The organism is Allocatenococcus thiocycli (genome assembly GCF_921292965.1).
In the GTDB taxonomy this organism is placed as follows: Bacteria; Pseudomonadota; Gammaproteobacteria; order Enterobacterales; family Vibrionaceae; genus Vibrio; species Vibrio natriegens.
Window position 1 is genome coordinate 88,823 of the sequence record NZ_CAKLCK010000029.1, and the last position, 12,929, is coordinate 101,751.

Genomic DNA, 12,929 nt, shown 5'->3' on the forward strand with positions numbered 1-12,929 from the left:
TTCCGTCACGTTAATGGCATTTACTTTGGTCAATAGAGTGGTCATTGGTCGTTACCCCTTTTTTCAAATACGCTACTGATGCATTCCCTAGCTCGCTCAATCATTGATTTGCGAACTGTTGATGTTTCAGTTAATCGAGAGGCTATCAGCCAGAAGAGCGCAGCGCGCAATAACTGACCTTCTCGTTCGTGGTGTGATGCTGATTGAAGAACTTTGCTTGTGATACGCATCAGTAATCACTCCCTTTGTTCTTAGCTCCGGATGCGTGAGCCAGATGAACCAGATGAGCGTCAGCTTGAGCGAAGTAGCCATTCACGAGATTTAGGTAAGCTGTCCCAGTCCCGCCGTGGCGATTCAATCTTGCGATCACTTCGGTAACTCCACGGGCTTCTGGTGCAACGTTGTCCCGGTAAACCGATTCACGATAAACCCCAAGCCACAAATCACAGTCTTGCTCAATTTGCCCTGTATCTCGGCTGTCGCTCGGCATTGGTCGTTTGTCTGCGCGACTTTCAAGGTTACGGTTAAGTTGGGTAAGCAACAGAACAACACAGTCCAGTTCTTTAGCCAGGTTCTTTAGCCCCTTGGTGATTTCGCCATAAGCCAGATCGTTACGGTCTGCTTTTTCGGCTCTCATCAGCGTTAGGTAGTCAACAGCGATTAATCCAAGTGGTGACTTTTTAGCTAACTTGCGTGCTTCACGCTGAATGTGTTTTAGATCTATGCCTGGTGTGTCATCGAGATAGATGTTTGTTTTATTTAGCTCACCAACAGCCATGCTCATTTTTGCGAAATCCGCATCATCACTTGATCCGCAGTAAAACACCTCTGAGTTAATTTGTGCCCGTGAGCTAACCATGCGCTCAAATACCTGACCGTTCGGCATCTCAAGCGAGAACACCGCGCAGGATTTTTTATGCTTAAACGCAAACTGAGAAACGAAATTGTTAAGCAGATTAGTCTTACCCATCTTTGGACGAGCGCCGATAACAACAAGCGAACCGCGACGTATGAACTTCGGATATAAAATTTTGTCCAGTGATTCAATGCCGGTTGTGTAACCCGCTGCCAGTTCTGGATTAGAAAATCGTTGGTCTAGCTCGTTAACCCATTGCTCAGATACCTCGCTGATGTGAACCAAACCCGATTCCTTACCGCGAGAAGATCTGGCACTGATGGATTCCAGTTCAGAAATCATATCTCCGAGCTTGTCACTGGCCTTGCGCCCGTCCTTTTCGCTCAGCAGTGCCAAAGCGTTCTGGTACTTGCTGGCGATGACGCGCTCTATCGCATTCTCGCGAACCATGTCCGCATACGCCATTGCGTTAGCCGCGCTTGGCGTGTTCTTGCACAGGTCAACCAAATACCCCAACCCTCCGCAGTCTTCCAAGTGGCCATTGCGATTCAGGCTGGCTTCAAGCGAAATCATGTCCACGTATTCGCCGCGATTGGCCATATCTCGGATCGTTTTAAAAATAACCTGATGAGCGCGATGCAGGAATGAAGATTCTTTCAGGTACCCAAGGAGCTTTGTTGCTGATTCTTGAGTCATGTCGCCAATCAGAACCAGAGAGCCAATCACAGACTGCTCCGCTGAATGCGCATTGTCAGACGCTGGATAATTCATCATTGATTTGTCCCCCAGTTAAGCACCTTCTCGTAGGTTGCTGGTCGGCATGCGTACTCAAGACTGATCTTCCAGTTGAATGTCCCGTCAGTTGAACCCATGCTTGCACGGAACTTAAGGGCGGCTTGGAAGTAATTCCCTATCCAGTCACCGATAGGAAGCGCTTCCTGATTATCTGAGGATTTAATCTCTTGGTAGAGCTTGTAGGTCTTTGCAATGTCTTTCAGCGATTTCTCAGGCACCACCCGAACGAGCTGAGCTTGCTCAGGATTATTAGAGCCAGAAACTGATTCATTCCAAATGGACTTGATTTGTTCTTTAGAAATCAATTCTTGCTTCTTGGATTTTTCCTTTTTGGTAGTTTTTAGATCTGTAGTATTTATATGGTTATGATCTGTTATAGATTCGGGATTTTCACCGAATCCATGGACTTGGGGATTTGACCGAATGGATTCGGGATTTTCACCGAATGGATTCGGGGATTTCACCGAATCCAGTTGTGATAAGGCCTCACAAGGAAAAATAAGGTTAATCAGTGCTTCTTGGTTGAATCTAAAGTAAGGCGTCGGAATGCCGTTTGCTTTCTTGATTTTTACTTCCAAAGCATCGCCCAATTTATCTTTTAATTTCGCCAACGCACCACGAACCTGATCGACCGTTAAATAGGTTTCGGCACCCAATTCAGCGTGTGATTTATAGAACCATTCGCCATTGGGCTTTGTTCCTGACCAGAACACCAACTGAGATAAAACCGCCGCTTGGTTGTAGTTGCGACAAAACTCCATAAATGGCTTATGAATCACAATTGCATCGTTACCGCCCATAGCCTGAATTACCTTGAATGCTTTGCTCATCATTCCACCCCATACACTCGTATCGCTGCCAACTTACTGGCAATAACTCGCGCAGCTGCTTCAATCGCCGCAGACTTAATTGCCTTAGCTTCTTTGCTGTCGATCATCTGGTCATTGGCGAGTGCTTTTGAAATTTCCACGTTCACTTCACCCAATGCCGCCATTTCACGAATTTGGATTTCGCTGAGTTCTTCAGAATCAATCTCTGCTTGAGTAAGCGGAATGAACAAGCCTCCACGCTGATTTGCTCGGAACTGAGCTAAGAAGTACGTATCTGCGTGAATTTCCATGGCTTCCAAATCCTCATCGTCGAAGAAACGGCAACCATTGCGCTCGTAAAGCTTGTTGTTGAATGTGGTTTCAGACATGCCAATAGCGCCAGCCAAAGCACCGCGACCACCTTTGGTGTGCTTGATGATCTGCTTAACCACTTCTTTCTTTGAGTCAAATGTCACTAACATAATCAATCACTCCTTGTAGTTACGCGGTTTTTAACTTTTTGCGATAATGGTCGGCGTTGAGGGTGCCATTGGTGATGTGCTCAATTTGATAAGCACGTGACTCTGGGATGATTTCACCCCACTGAGTGATGGATGCAGGTGAAATACCCAAAGCTTTGGCGGTTTTTACCTTGCTTCCAAAGTAGTTAATAACGTCAGATTTACGCATTTACATGACCTTCATGTTTAAGTTTTCTTTAACTCTACAACTAAAGAAAACCTAAATCAATATGTGCGACAATTTAAGCAAGCTTAAATTAACAAGAGATTAACTATGGCGTCGTTGGGAACAAAGATTTTAACCAGAAGAAAAGAGCTAAAAATCACTCAAAAAGGTTTAGCTGACAAAGTGGGCGTATCCCACGTAACAATATCTCAGTGGGAAAAGGAAGATACAGCGCCCAAAGGTGCAAATCTTTTGAAGCTTGCCGAAGCTCTTAAAGTCTCAGCTTCAGACTTACTTGATGAAGGGTTAAATAACGTAACTAGATTAGATATCCAACCATCATACAAAGACAAATACCCAATTCTAGGGAAGGTATCAGCAGGTAGGTTTAAGGACGCAGTGCAAACGTTTGACTTAGAATATGAAAATAGCACGGTTAAATGTAGTGATAATTCATTCTGGCTTGTTGTAGACGGGCATTCAATGACAGCACCCCAAGGATCTGGAATTTCATTCTTAGAGGGCATGTTGATACTAGTTGATCCAGAGCGAGAATACTGCCATGGAAATTTTGTCGTTGCTTACTGTGAAGATAAACATATGGCGACATTTAAAAAAATCAGTATCGAACCTGAAGGAATGTTCCTAGTGCCACTCAACCCAGATCCAACTTATAGACGAATCAATATGGCAGATGAGTACTGCGAGGTCGCTGGAGTAGTTGTTGATGCCAGATGGAAGATGTTTTAGAAAGCCTCCCAAAGGAGGCTTATTGTCTTTATTCAATTCCCGGGACGGAAAGTTGTAACTTGTCTACCATTCTATCTCTGGCTGAGTTAAGTATTTTCTTTCGCCCGCCAGATCCCCACTTCGCCATCTTACTGGCGCACTGGCTGACTTCTTTTGATTCTGATGCGATAAGTAGATCAAGCCTGTTTAGCTGATTTAGGTTTGCCAGCTCTCCAAGAACAGCATCTTTGAATGTGGTGTAAACGTGGATTTCGAACTCTGGGTTTATCCAGGCCGCATAGCGGATAGCAATAAGCTCGTGAGCCCATATACCTTGATTATTACCGCCATGATTTACACTAAGTGGTTGATTTTGTTCCAAAGTGCATTTTTGCACTTTGCTCAATGTTTGAACAAATCTCTTTATTTGTCGGCTTCTAAGAAACTGACTAGGCCTTTGTTCTTCTGTTGCCTCTCCATTAATAACAGCCGCCGCATGCAGATCGTTGAGGTTGTATCTTCCCTCATCATCTACTCTGACTGAAACGCCATTAACAGGTACAGTTTGGGTGTGATTTTTCATTTGATGTTTGTTGGTCATGTAATTACCTATTTATATTGTCAAAGAACGGTGTCCTTAACGCACTGGTCGGTATTACGCTTTTTAAAGCTACGGCAAGGACAAGATCCATCTTAATTTCATAACGCTGGCTATTCAACCAGTTTAGCGATCGTTCTTTAACCGCCAGAAACCAAAAAGCCCGGCATAAAGCCGGGCTAATCGGGTGGCGAACCGACCAAGGCAACGCCACAATAGGTAACAACCAATGAATATAATTCATTAGCTTGCGGGCCACGACCAAGCAACCCACGCAGGTATAGTAACTCAATGGTTACGCTCATTCCACAAGCCTAATAATTTTTATGACATCTACCGCCCTAGTGGCGGTTTTTTTTACACCTGTAATTCACTGAAATTTAATAAGTCATAAAAATTAATTTAAGTTTTCCTAAAAATACACTTGACTTAAAACTTAAGTTTTCTTAAATTAAATCCATCAACACAGAACACCGCTCTTTAACAACTTGGACCATGAACGATTACCAGCAGTTCTGAATTACCGAACAACTGGAGGTCACACCGAGCATCATCCACGGTGGAAATGAATTGGATGCGAGAGTCACGTTTGGCAGTCACGAGAAATACATTGCCATTGAGCACAACGTGCGTTCGAGACTCGGGAAATTGGCATTCTATGAGTGCCGATTTGAAATCCTTTTAATGGTCGGACAGCGGAGTAAGGCAAAGCCGACAAGGCCTAATGAAACTGCATTAGAGGGATTTCAAATTACAACCAATGAGGAATAACACATGTTCGGAATTTTTAAAAAGAAAGCGGCAGCAGCCAAAGCAAACCTTCACAAAGTAGAAAACCGCGACCTGATGGAAGCTATTGTTGCAGGTTCAGTTCTTGTTGCGTTTGCTGACGGCGATTGTTCAGCAGACGAGCTTGAGAAGCTGCAAGGGATCATCGAGTCAAACGATAACCTTAAACACTTCGGCTCTGAAATCGGCGCAACCATCGATAAGTACTCATCAATGTACGAATCAGGCGCTCGCCTAGCAAAAGTTAAGCTAATGAAAGAGCTTAAAGACGTTAACAGCGACGAGCAGCAAAAAGAAGAAGCTTTCATCATTGCGATTGAGATTGCAGACGCTGATGGCGAGATCGACGACGCGGAAATGGCTGTACTGAAAGACATCGGTAAAGCATTTGGCCTTAACGCTGACAACTACATCTAACAGGCTCCAGTTATGAATAAGCAACAAATACTAGGCATTGTCGCTGCATTCTTATGTGTGTTTGTTGCTCTTTTCGACTCGGTAAGCAGAATTGTTAGCTTTGTCGTTGAGGGCTCAATCATGGTTATCGTCTTATACATACTGTGGACGATGGTTAAAGCGAAAAAAGAGGATGAGGCTTAGTGCCTCACCTTAAGGTTCTTCGGTGAATGACACTAAACACTCAACCGAAGCATCTTGTACATGCTAAAGACGGTATCTGTGTAGACATGGTAATCCGCGCCAGTTACACCGCACTGGAAGCTGAAGCCTAAGTAAATTCCATTGCGCTTAGGACGTAGAATGGACAGCAAAAATGCTACGGAATGAGCGGGTTCCTCCTTAACCTGTGATCATTATGACGGCGGGAAAGACCGCGATAGCCTCGAACAAGCCAACGGCTGCAAAGTAATAGGCAAGTGGAACGAGAACGCACTAAAGCGGTTCAGCGGAGTAAACCGAAAATCTTGTTAAAGGCTAACGATAATGAGCCCTTCCGAAATGAAGTAAAACTACAGTCATTTCGAAAGCGGCTTGAGTCACCTATACGGTCAAACAAAAATAGCAGTACTGACAACCTGTGCAGGCCGCTTTCAAAATATGCCCCGTTAGTTCAACTGGACAGAACATCGGATTTCTAATCCGAAAGTTACAGATTCGAATTCTGTACGGGGTGCCACATTCAATGCCCCTTGGTTTTAAAAGAACGCTGGTTTTTACCATATTTCGCCTCTGGAGGAGGTCGAGGGGCTTCACTTCTTAAGCTCCAGAAACCAAAAACCCCGCATAAGCGGGGCTATCGGGTGACGTAACCGACCAAAGTCCCGTCACAAAGGTAACGACCAATGAACACTCAGTTCATCAGCCAGCAAGCCGCGACCAAACGGCTTACTCACGAAAAGGATACTTCAATGGATATCTTAAAGCTAGTGCCCGAGGAGCAGGAATCCTCATTCGACGCCTACATCGATAATGGAATTGAACGCATCACTCACAATAAAGAGTTCTGCGGGTTAACCATAAGCAAGTTCGTTGACTGGCTGTATGACCAAGACATGTCGCATCGAATGATTTGCGGAATTATTCGCAACATCATGGTGATTGATTTCGCGCCACAGATGAGCGGTCACAAGCTTATCGAACTTGAAACCTACCAAATGCATTTCAAAGAATTGCTCGAGCGATTTATCAAGGCCAATTGGAAAGTCGTGCTTAAGGGATTCAACGAGGATCGAAAGCAGCAATTCGAAACCAACCTAATTACTCAATTCGAGCAAATTCAAATTTCAAAACATTACTGAGGTAACGACCAATGGCAAATATCGCTACAACAAGCGGCTTTTCACTCACCCCACAGTCACTGGATGAAGCTATGAAAATGGCAGAACTCATGGCTCAGTCAGAAATGGTGCCAAAAGATTATCAAGGCAAGCCGGCTAACGTGCTTGTCGCTGTCCAAATGGGTGCTGAACTCGGATTAAAACCAGTACAAGCCTTGCAAAATATCGCGGTCGTGAATGGTCGCCCTTCTGTTTGGGGTGACGGTCTTCGTGCTTTGATAATGTCTGCACCTGACTTGGTCAGTATCGACGATGGCTTTGACAACCACTCAATGACGGCAAAGTGCATCATTCAAAGAAACATCAACGGTAACGTTGTGACGTTCACTGGTGAGTTCAGCCAGGCAGATGCGGAACATGCTGGACTATGGGGCCGCAACACCTGGAAATCCTATCCGAAGAAAATGCTTGAATGGCGCGCATTTGGTTTTGCAGCAAGAAAAGCCTATGCAGACCGACTTCGCGGCATACAGCTGGCTGAAGAATCTCAAGACATTCAGCCAGTCAAAGCAGAAGAGAAGGAAATTAATCCAGTTAAAGAGCCTGCCTACTACTCACAGGATGATTTCGACAAGAACTTTCCTAAGTGGGAATCGGTCATTGAATCAGGAAGAAACACGCCAGAGCGCATCATTTCAATGGCTGAGTCCAAAGGCCAGATGACCGACGAAATGAAAAGCAAAATCCGCGCAATTACTCAGGAGCAAACATCATGAAAGTAACGAACATTCAATTCCATAACGTTCAACAAGGTTCTGCAGAGTGGCATGCATTACGTGACTCTGTTGATTTTACCGCTTCTGAAGTTTCTGCAGCACTGGGGTGCTCTCCTTACAAATCTCGCGATCAACTGATGCATGAGAAAGCGACAGGTATCAAACCGGAAGTTTCAGCCCATCAGGAAAAGATTTTCGCGGATGGTCACCGTTTTGAAGATATGGCGAGAGCGCTACTTGAAGACCGTTATGAAGAAGAGCTCTATCCAACGACCATTACCGGAGAATGCGAAGGCCTTACCCTACTCGCTTCACTAGATGGTTTAACCATGGACGCCAGCATGGCTTTTGAGCATAAGTCGCCAAACAAGAAAGTCATTGCTGCTATCCATAATGAAAAGCTCGATGACCACTACAACTACCAAATGGAGCAGCAGCTGCTTTTATCCGGCGCTCCGTTCTGTAAGTTCGTAGCCAGTGACGGAACCGAAGATAACTGGAACGAGCTGAACTATGAATCAAGCAAGCCACTGGTTAAGAAGATGCTTGCGGGACTGAAACAGTTCAAAGTGGATTTGGAAGAGTACAAGGCTAAGCTGGCGAACGGTGAAGTGACTCAGGAATCAAAACCTGAAGTCGTTGCAGAAGTCATTCAAGATCTTCCTGCTATTAGCTACAAGATGAACGGCCTGGCGATTGCCAGCAACCTAGAAGAGTACAAAGCGAAAGCGCTGGATTTGGTTGAGCAGTCTAAGAAGAAACTGGAAACTGACCAGGACTTCGCCAGCGCCGAAAGCATGGTCAAGGTGTTCAAGTCTGCAGAAGACAAACTCGGCCTGATGTCTCACCAAGTACTTGGAGAGGTGGAAAGTATCGACCAATTCGTTAAAGACCTTGGCTTTATCGGTGAGAATATTCGTCAGGCTCGTTTGGCTCTCGACAAGCAGGTTAAGTCTCGCAAAGAAGAGATTAAGACTGAGCTTGTCATGAAGGCTAAAGGTGAAATTCAAGGCCTGATTGCTGATGCATGTCAGAAGTACAACGTTGCCTTCAACATCTCAGCTGACTTTGCCGGAGCAATTAAAGGCAAACGCAACATCGAAAGCATGCGCAGCGCAATCAGTGAAGAACTGGCGAACGCTAAGGTTGCTCTCTCCGAACAGAAAGACATTGTTCAAACCAACCTTGATTACGTTAAGCAGCATCAGGAATACAAGTTCCTGTTCAACGACTGGTCATCCATTGCTTTCAAACCTGCCGACGACTTCGAGACGCTGGTTAAGCTTCGCATTGCTGAGCACAAAGATGCTGAGCAGAAGAAACTTGAACTAGAACGTGAACGCATTCGCCAAGAAGAAGAACGTAAAGCTGATGAAAAGGCTAAGCGCGAAGCTTTAGAAGCGCAGCGTAAGCTAGATGAAACTGCCAAGGCCGAATCAAAGCCGCATCAAGAAGCGGCTCCACAAACCACCAATAAGCAACCAAGCCGTTTTGAAACAGCGCGTCAGGCAATTCAACAAGCTGAATCAACTCCGGTTAAACAGCCAGAAGTCCAATCAGAAACAACCATCACGATCACCACATCAGAATACGACGAGCTAATGCGCAAAGCAGACCTGCTTGATGCTCTGTACGCAGCTGGTGTTGATAACTGGGACGGATACGGTGAAGCCATGGATATGGTTTCTGCGGCATAAATACTAACAAGGAGCTTCGGCTCCTTTCTTTGAGGTAACGACCATGATCCAAGGCGAATATTATTTACACGAAAACGGAAGCTTGATTTACAAACCGCATGGTGGAGTTCAAGCAAATAGCACATTCGTTAAGCGTGTATGGGATGCAAGTTTAATCGGAAGAACTCCTCAAGAGTTTGTTGGCTGGCTAAAAGAAGCATTTAACGCTGGTGCTAAACGTTCTGAAGTTGAGCGATGCGCCAATGCTAATAACCTTTCTCAATACGTTATTGATTGGGAAGAACAAGTTTTTGATAAAGGTAACGACCAATGAGTGACGAAGACATCATCACCAACCTGACCAAAAAGCTTAGCCAGTCTGAAGAAGATAAAGCCGAACTTGTTTCAACACTTAAATCACTTCTGAATGGCGACTTGTCTCGCAATGCCGTATCCGACGCAAGAAAGGTTATGGAGAAATACAGCCATGCTTAAGAAAAACATCAAATTCTCATCCAACAAAGTCACCATTCAAGGCGATGAGGTTTCTGCCGAAGGTGTTCCAGTTCGTGACATTGTTGAATCAATTGGAGAGGCAGACGCAGTTGAACACCTCAACAAAGAGCTTCTGCTTAGTGAGATCGGCAAAGATGCAGCGATAGCCTGGCTTGAATGCCAAGGTTATCAAGTCATTTAATGAGAAGTTATGGCAGCGCCCAAACATGTATGGAATGGCATTGTCGGCCTAGTGGCGATAGCCGAATCTATCGGCGCGGCGGTGCCAACAATTAGGCGTCGATTGCACAAAGGTTTAACGCTCGATGAAGCCATTGACGACATTCACAAATCTCGTGCGAAGGTCAACAAGGTTAGAGAGCTTAATCCATACAAGCCGAAGCCAAAGCCTAAATCCAATCGCACTCCCTGCAAGTTTCCAGACCAATTAAGCGAGCTTTGGTGCTTAGCGCTTGGGATAACCTCACGAAATCAACATAGGCAAATAAGGTGACGACCAAATGAACCAATACGCTCAATCGCTGTTAGACATTCAGCAACGGCCATCTCATAAACTCCGAGAGATTGGAGATCAATGGCAAACACCAAAGGCTCTCGCGTGGGGCCTTTTTAGTACCTTCAACTCACGCCTTGGCTCTATCGTCCTTGATATTTTCGCAGATGATTGCAATGCCCTGCTTCCGAATTACTACACAGCCAAAGATAACGCACTGGCACAGAACCTCGCTGATGACCTGAAGGAGATTGGTGGAAGTGCTGCGTTTGGCAATCCTCCCTATTCTCGCCCATTCATGGACGACGACCAATACATCACAGGTATGACTCACATTATCGACTGGTGCCTAAAACAACGCGACCAGGGTGCAAAAATCATCCTTCTCATTAAAGCCGCTACGTCTGAGAAATGGTTTACAGATAAAGCCGACTTTATCCAGTACATAGAAGGTCGAATCGGCTTTGAAGCTCCTGATTGGTATAAGCCAGCTACGGATAAAGATAAGCCGAGTTCATCCGGATTTTCATCAGCAGTAATGATATTTGACCGCGAATGGAGATGGGAACGACGCCCAGTAGAGCGATTAAGCCGTGATGATTTGCTGGCTCAAGGCAATGTTATATTGGAAATGATGAATAAGCAGGTGGCGGTATGAAAGCAGTACCTATGATCTTCAACACAGAAATGGTTAAAGCGCTTTTGGATGAGCGAAAGAGTGTTACGCGTCGTCCAATGAAACCACAGCCAGAAGCTAGTGGCCTTGGCTATGACTGGTGGCCTAGCAAGGTTCATCAAACGATGATCAACCTTGATGAAGTTAAAGGTGATTTATTCTGGGACGGAGTGGCTAGTGATGCTTGTCCGATAGCGTCAATTGGCGATCTGATATATGTGCGCGAGACATTTGCCACACTAGGTCATAACGATTACCAAGAAGTATCTCCTCGAAATCGTAGTGAAGTTCACGAGGTAAGATTCAAAGCCAGTGAGCGCGATACAATCGCTAATTGTCCTGATTGGGAAGTCAGAGGTTATCACTGGCGACCATCTATTCATATGCCTCGCTGGGCTAGCCGGTTAACGCTAAAAGTTACCGACGTTCGAATTGAAACACTAAACGATCTGCGTAAAAACAAGGAGCAGATAAAGAAAGAAGGCTTTGAGAACTGGCCTCAATTCAAACATGAATGTCCTTCCTCATCACAATTCAAAACCATGCCTAAAATCGGAGAAGATAGCGATGGAATGATCGTCGTTCTCTGTGCCGGATTTGAGCGTGTTTAATTAACAGGTAACGACCAATGTTTCCAAAAAATATGATCATATATCGCGTTAACCGCGATTTAGTATTCAATGCAGAAAAACTCGAACAGCAACTAGAAGAGTTCAAACTCACTCCATGTGGTAGCCAGGATAAACAGAAATTCGGCTGGGTGTCCGCATTACCAAAAGGCCAGATGTTTACTCACTTGTCTGGCGGTAACATCCTTCTACGTTCCTGTAAGCAAGAAAAGCTATTGCCGGCTTCGTGTATCAACAAACTCGTCAAAGAGAAAGTTGATTTCATGGAGGCAGAAGTAGGAGGGCCACTCAAGAAGACAGAGAGAGATAATATCCGTGATGATGTGATCATGGATAAATTGCCAACCGCTTTTATCAAAGAAACGTTTACCAATGTTTTTATCTTCCCGTCAGATGGCCTGATTGTTATAGACGCTTCCACTCACAAGAAAGCAGAAGATGTTCTCGCCCTACTCCGCAAATCTATGGGCAGTCTTCCGGTCGTTCCACTCATCCCACAAATCGCCATTGAAACCACGCTAACCGAATGGGTTAAGTCTGGTGATGTTCCTGCAGGTTACACGATAGGAAATGCCGCTGACATGAAATCGATTCTTGATGATGGCGGCACCGTAAAACTCAAAAACAACGAGCTCACCTCTGAAGCAGTCCACCAGCACATAGCAGAGGACAAGATGGTAGTCGCTCTTGAGCTTAATTGGCAGGACAGTATTAACTTCGTGCTCAAAGAGAGTATGGCGATCAGCCGAGTTTCTTTCGGTAGTGAACTGCTAGACCAAAACGCAGATATCCCACGCGAGGATGTTCACGCTCGAATGGATGCTGACTTTGCTCTCGCAGCTGGCGAAATGCAGGTTCTTATCAAATCGCTCATCGATGTGCTTGGCGGTCTGGATGAGGTTGAAAAGCAATTGGAGAAAATTGAACTTAAAAACGTTGAACTACTTAACGAAGCTATCGAGTTCGTAAAAGAAACTCGTAGAGCTTCAGTATCTGCCCTGCAACGCAAGTTCAAGATCGGCTACAACCATGCAGCCAGAATAATGGATTCTATGGAGCTACAGAATATCGTATCCCAACCAGGACATAACGGATTACGAGAAGTTTTGGTTTAACGAATTGGCGCTTAGTGCGCCTTTTCTTTTAATGTCTCCAGTACATACC

Annotated in this window: 17 protein-coding genes, 1 tRNA gene and 1 pseudogene; 14 read left to right on the forward strand and 5 right to left on the reverse strand. The window is 45.1% G+C overall.

Features of this window, described 5'->3' with window-relative positions; genetic code table 11:
* Nucleotides 1-229 precede the first annotated feature (229 nt).
* Genes L9Q40_RS10540 through L9Q40_RS10555 form a run of 4 tightly spaced genes read right to left on the reverse strand, consistent with a single transcriptional unit; the run spans nt 230 to nt 3,150 of the window.
* Nucleotides 230-1,630: a replicative DNA helicase gene (locus L9Q40_RS10540; RefSeq protein WP_498793246.1), complete on the reverse strand. Its 1,401-nt coding sequence runs from the start codon at nt 1,628-1,630 to the stop codon at nt 230-232.
* Nucleotides 1,627-2,481: a hypothetical protein gene (locus L9Q40_RS10545; protein WP_498793247.1), complete on the reverse strand. Its 855-nt coding sequence runs from the start codon at nt 2,479-2,481 to the stop codon at nt 1,627-1,629. The genes L9Q40_RS10540 and L9Q40_RS10545 overlap by 4 nt, the downstream gene beginning before the upstream one ends.
* A complete protein-coding gene (locus L9Q40_RS10550) occupies nt 2,481-2,942 on the reverse strand; it encodes a YmfL family putative regulatory protein (RefSeq protein ID WP_498793248.1) in 462 nt (153 codons plus the stop codon). Before L9Q40_RS10550 ends, L9Q40_RS10545 begins: the two co-directional genes overlap by 1 nt.
* Nucleotides 2,943-2,961: 19 nt before the next feature.
* Complete coding sequence (locus tag L9Q40_RS10555) at nt 2,962-3,150, reverse strand: Cro/CI family transcriptional regulator (protein WP_498793249.1); 189 nt, start codon at nt 3,148-3,150, stop codon at nt 2,962-2,964.
* A gap of 105 nt (nt 3,151-3,255) precedes the next feature.
* Between L9Q40_RS10555 and L9Q40_RS10560 the strand changes: the two genes are divergently transcribed.
* Entirely contained in the window at nt 3,256-3,897 is a 642-nt protein-coding gene (locus L9Q40_RS10560; protein WP_498793250.1) for a LexA family protein, read from the forward strand.
* 28 nt (nt 3,898-3,925) lie between these two features.
* Here the strand turns inward: L9Q40_RS10560 and L9Q40_RS10565 are convergent, their stop codons facing one another.
* On the reverse strand, nt 3,926-4,477 hold the full coding sequence (locus tag L9Q40_RS10565; RefSeq protein ID WP_498793251.1) for a KilA-N domain-containing protein: 552 nt from the start codon (nt 4,475-4,477) through the stop codon (nt 3,926-3,928).
* A 771-nt stretch (nt 4,478-5,248) separates the two neighbouring features.
* Here L9Q40_RS10565 and L9Q40_RS10570 point away from each other — a divergent pair.
* From L9Q40_RS10570 to L9Q40_RS10630, 13 genes and pseudogenes are all read left to right on the forward strand, one after another.
* Complete coding sequence (locus tag L9Q40_RS10570; protein WP_498793252.1) at nt 5,249-5,680, forward strand: tellurite resistance TerB family protein; 432 nt, start codon at nt 5,249-5,251, stop codon at nt 5,678-5,680.
* Nucleotides 5,681-5,692: 12 nt separating this feature from the next.
* On the forward strand, nt 5,693-5,863 hold the full coding sequence (locus tag L9Q40_RS10575; protein ID WP_498793253.1) for a DUF3927 family protein: 171 nt from the start codon (nt 5,693-5,695) through the stop codon (nt 5,861-5,863).
* Nucleotides 5,864-6,321: 458 nt separating this feature from the next.
* Nucleotides 6,322-6,398: transfer RNA gene (locus L9Q40_RS10580), tRNA-Arg, on the forward strand.
* Nucleotides 6,399-6,564: 166 nt separating this feature from the next.
* Nucleotides 6,565-7,020 carry a hypothetical protein gene (locus L9Q40_RS10585; protein WP_498793254.1) on the forward strand — a complete coding sequence of 152 codons (456 nt, stop codon included), beginning with the start codon at nt 6,565-6,567 and terminating at the stop codon, nt 7,018-7,020.
* A gap of 11 nt (nt 7,021-7,031) precedes the next feature.
* Nucleotides 7,032-7,775, forward strand: a complete 744-nt coding sequence (locus L9Q40_RS10590) for a hypothetical protein (protein ID WP_498793255.1) — start codon at nt 7,032-7,034, stop codon at nt 7,773-7,775.
* On the forward strand, nt 7,772-9,472 hold the full coding sequence (locus L9Q40_RS10595; protein WP_498793256.1) for a lambda-exonuclease family protein: 1,701 nt from the start codon (nt 7,772-7,774) through the stop codon (nt 9,470-9,472). Before L9Q40_RS10590 ends, L9Q40_RS10595 begins: the two co-directional genes overlap by 4 nt.
* A gap of 43 nt (nt 9,473-9,515) precedes the next feature.
* The gene (locus L9Q40_RS10600) at nt 9,516-9,785 is read left to right on the forward strand and encodes a hypothetical protein (protein ID WP_498793257.1); all 270 of its coding nucleotides are present in this window, start codon (nt 9,516-9,518) and stop codon (nt 9,783-9,785) included.
* The gene (locus tag L9Q40_RS10605; RefSeq protein ID WP_498793258.1) at nt 9,782-9,946 is read left to right on the forward strand and encodes a hypothetical protein; all 165 of its coding nucleotides are present in this window, start codon (nt 9,782-9,784) and stop codon (nt 9,944-9,946) included. The genes L9Q40_RS10600 and L9Q40_RS10605 overlap by 4 nt, the downstream gene beginning before the upstream one ends.
* Nucleotides 9,939-10,148, forward strand: a complete 210-nt coding sequence (locus L9Q40_RS10610; RefSeq protein WP_498793259.1) for a hypothetical protein — start codon at nt 9,939-9,941, stop codon at nt 10,146-10,148. The genes L9Q40_RS10605 and L9Q40_RS10610 overlap by 8 nt, the downstream gene beginning before the upstream one ends.
* Before the next feature lie 319 nt (nt 10,149-10,467).
* Nucleotides 10,468-11,118: a phage N-6-adenine-methyltransferase gene (locus tag L9Q40_RS10615; protein WP_498793260.1), complete on the forward strand. Its 651-nt coding sequence runs from the start codon at nt 10,468-10,470 to the stop codon at nt 11,116-11,118.
* A complete protein-coding gene (locus tag L9Q40_RS10620; protein WP_498793261.1) occupies nt 11,115-11,747 on the forward strand; it encodes a hypothetical protein in 633 nt (210 codons plus the stop codon). Before L9Q40_RS10615 ends, L9Q40_RS10620 begins: the two co-directional genes overlap by 4 nt.
* A 17-nt stretch (nt 11,748-11,764) precedes the next feature.
* Nucleotides 11,765-12,670: pseudogene (gene rdgC, locus L9Q40_RS10625) on the forward strand (recombination-associated protein RdgC); the annotation flags it as partial.
* The gene (locus L9Q40_RS10630; protein WP_498793376.1) at nt 12,644-12,880 is read left to right on the forward strand and encodes a DNA translocase FtsK; all 237 of its coding nucleotides are present in this window, start codon (nt 12,644-12,646) and stop codon (nt 12,878-12,880) included. The pseudogene rdgC and the gene L9Q40_RS10630, both read left to right, overlap by 27 nt.
* Nucleotides 12,881-12,929: the final 49 nt, after the last annotated feature.

Bases quoted from the DNA above. Each gene is read 5' to 3' on its own strand.
- L9Q40_RS10600 (WP_498793257.1), top strand. From the start codon at position 9,516: ATGATCCAAGGCGAATATTATTTACACGAAAACGGAAGCTTGATTTAC.
- L9Q40_RS10575 (WP_498793253.1), top strand. From the start codon at position 5,693: ATGAATAAGCAACAAATACTAGGCATTGTCGCTGCATTCTTATGTGTG.
- L9Q40_RS10540 (WP_498793246.1), bottom strand. From the start codon at position 1,630: ATGATGAATTATCCAGCGTCTGACAATGCGCATTCAGCGGAGCAGTCT.
- L9Q40_RS10570 (WP_498793252.1), top strand. From the start codon at position 5,249: ATGTTCGGAATTTTTAAAAAGAAAGCGGCAGCAGCCAAAGCAAACCTT.
- L9Q40_RS10620 (WP_498793261.1), top strand. From the start codon at position 11,115: ATGAAAGCAGTACCTATGATCTTCAACACAGAAATGGTTAAAGCGCTT.
- L9Q40_RS10610 (WP_498793259.1), top strand. From the start codon at position 9,939: ATGCTTAAGAAAAACATCAAATTCTCATCCAACAAAGTCACCATTCAA.
- L9Q40_RS10590 (WP_498793255.1), top strand. From the start codon at position 7,032: ATGGCAAATATCGCTACAACAAGCGGCTTTTCACTCACCCCACAGTCA.
- L9Q40_RS10545 (WP_498793247.1), bottom strand. From the start codon at position 2,481: ATGAGCAAAGCATTCAAGGTAATTCAGGCTATGGGCGGTAACGATGCA.
- L9Q40_RS10615 (WP_498793260.1), top strand. From the start codon at position 10,468: ATGAACCAATACGCTCAATCGCTGTTAGACATTCAGCAACGGCCATCT.
- L9Q40_RS10565 (WP_498793251.1), bottom strand. From the start codon at position 4,477: ATGACCAACAAACATCAAATGAAAAATCACACCCAAACTGTACCTGTT.
- L9Q40_RS10550 (WP_498793248.1), bottom strand. From the start codon at position 2,942: ATGTTAGTGACATTTGACTCAAAGAAAGAAGTGGTTAAGCAGATCATC.
- L9Q40_RS10585 (WP_498793254.1), top strand. From the start codon at position 6,565: ATGAACACTCAGTTCATCAGCCAGCAAGCCGCGACCAAACGGCTTACT.
- L9Q40_RS10560 (WP_498793250.1), top strand. From the start codon at position 3,256: ATGGCGTCGTTGGGAACAAAGATTTTAACCAGAAGAAAAGAGCTAAAA.
- L9Q40_RS10605 (WP_498793258.1), top strand. From the start codon at position 9,782: ATGAGTGACGAAGACATCATCACCAACCTGACCAAAAAGCTTAGCCAG.
- L9Q40_RS10595 (WP_498793256.1), top strand. From the start codon at position 7,772: ATGAAAGTAACGAACATTCAATTCCATAACGTTCAACAAGGTTCTGCA.
- L9Q40_RS10555 (WP_498793249.1), bottom strand. From the start codon at position 3,150: ATGCGTAAATCTGACGTTATTAACTACTTTGGAAGCAAGGTAAAAACC.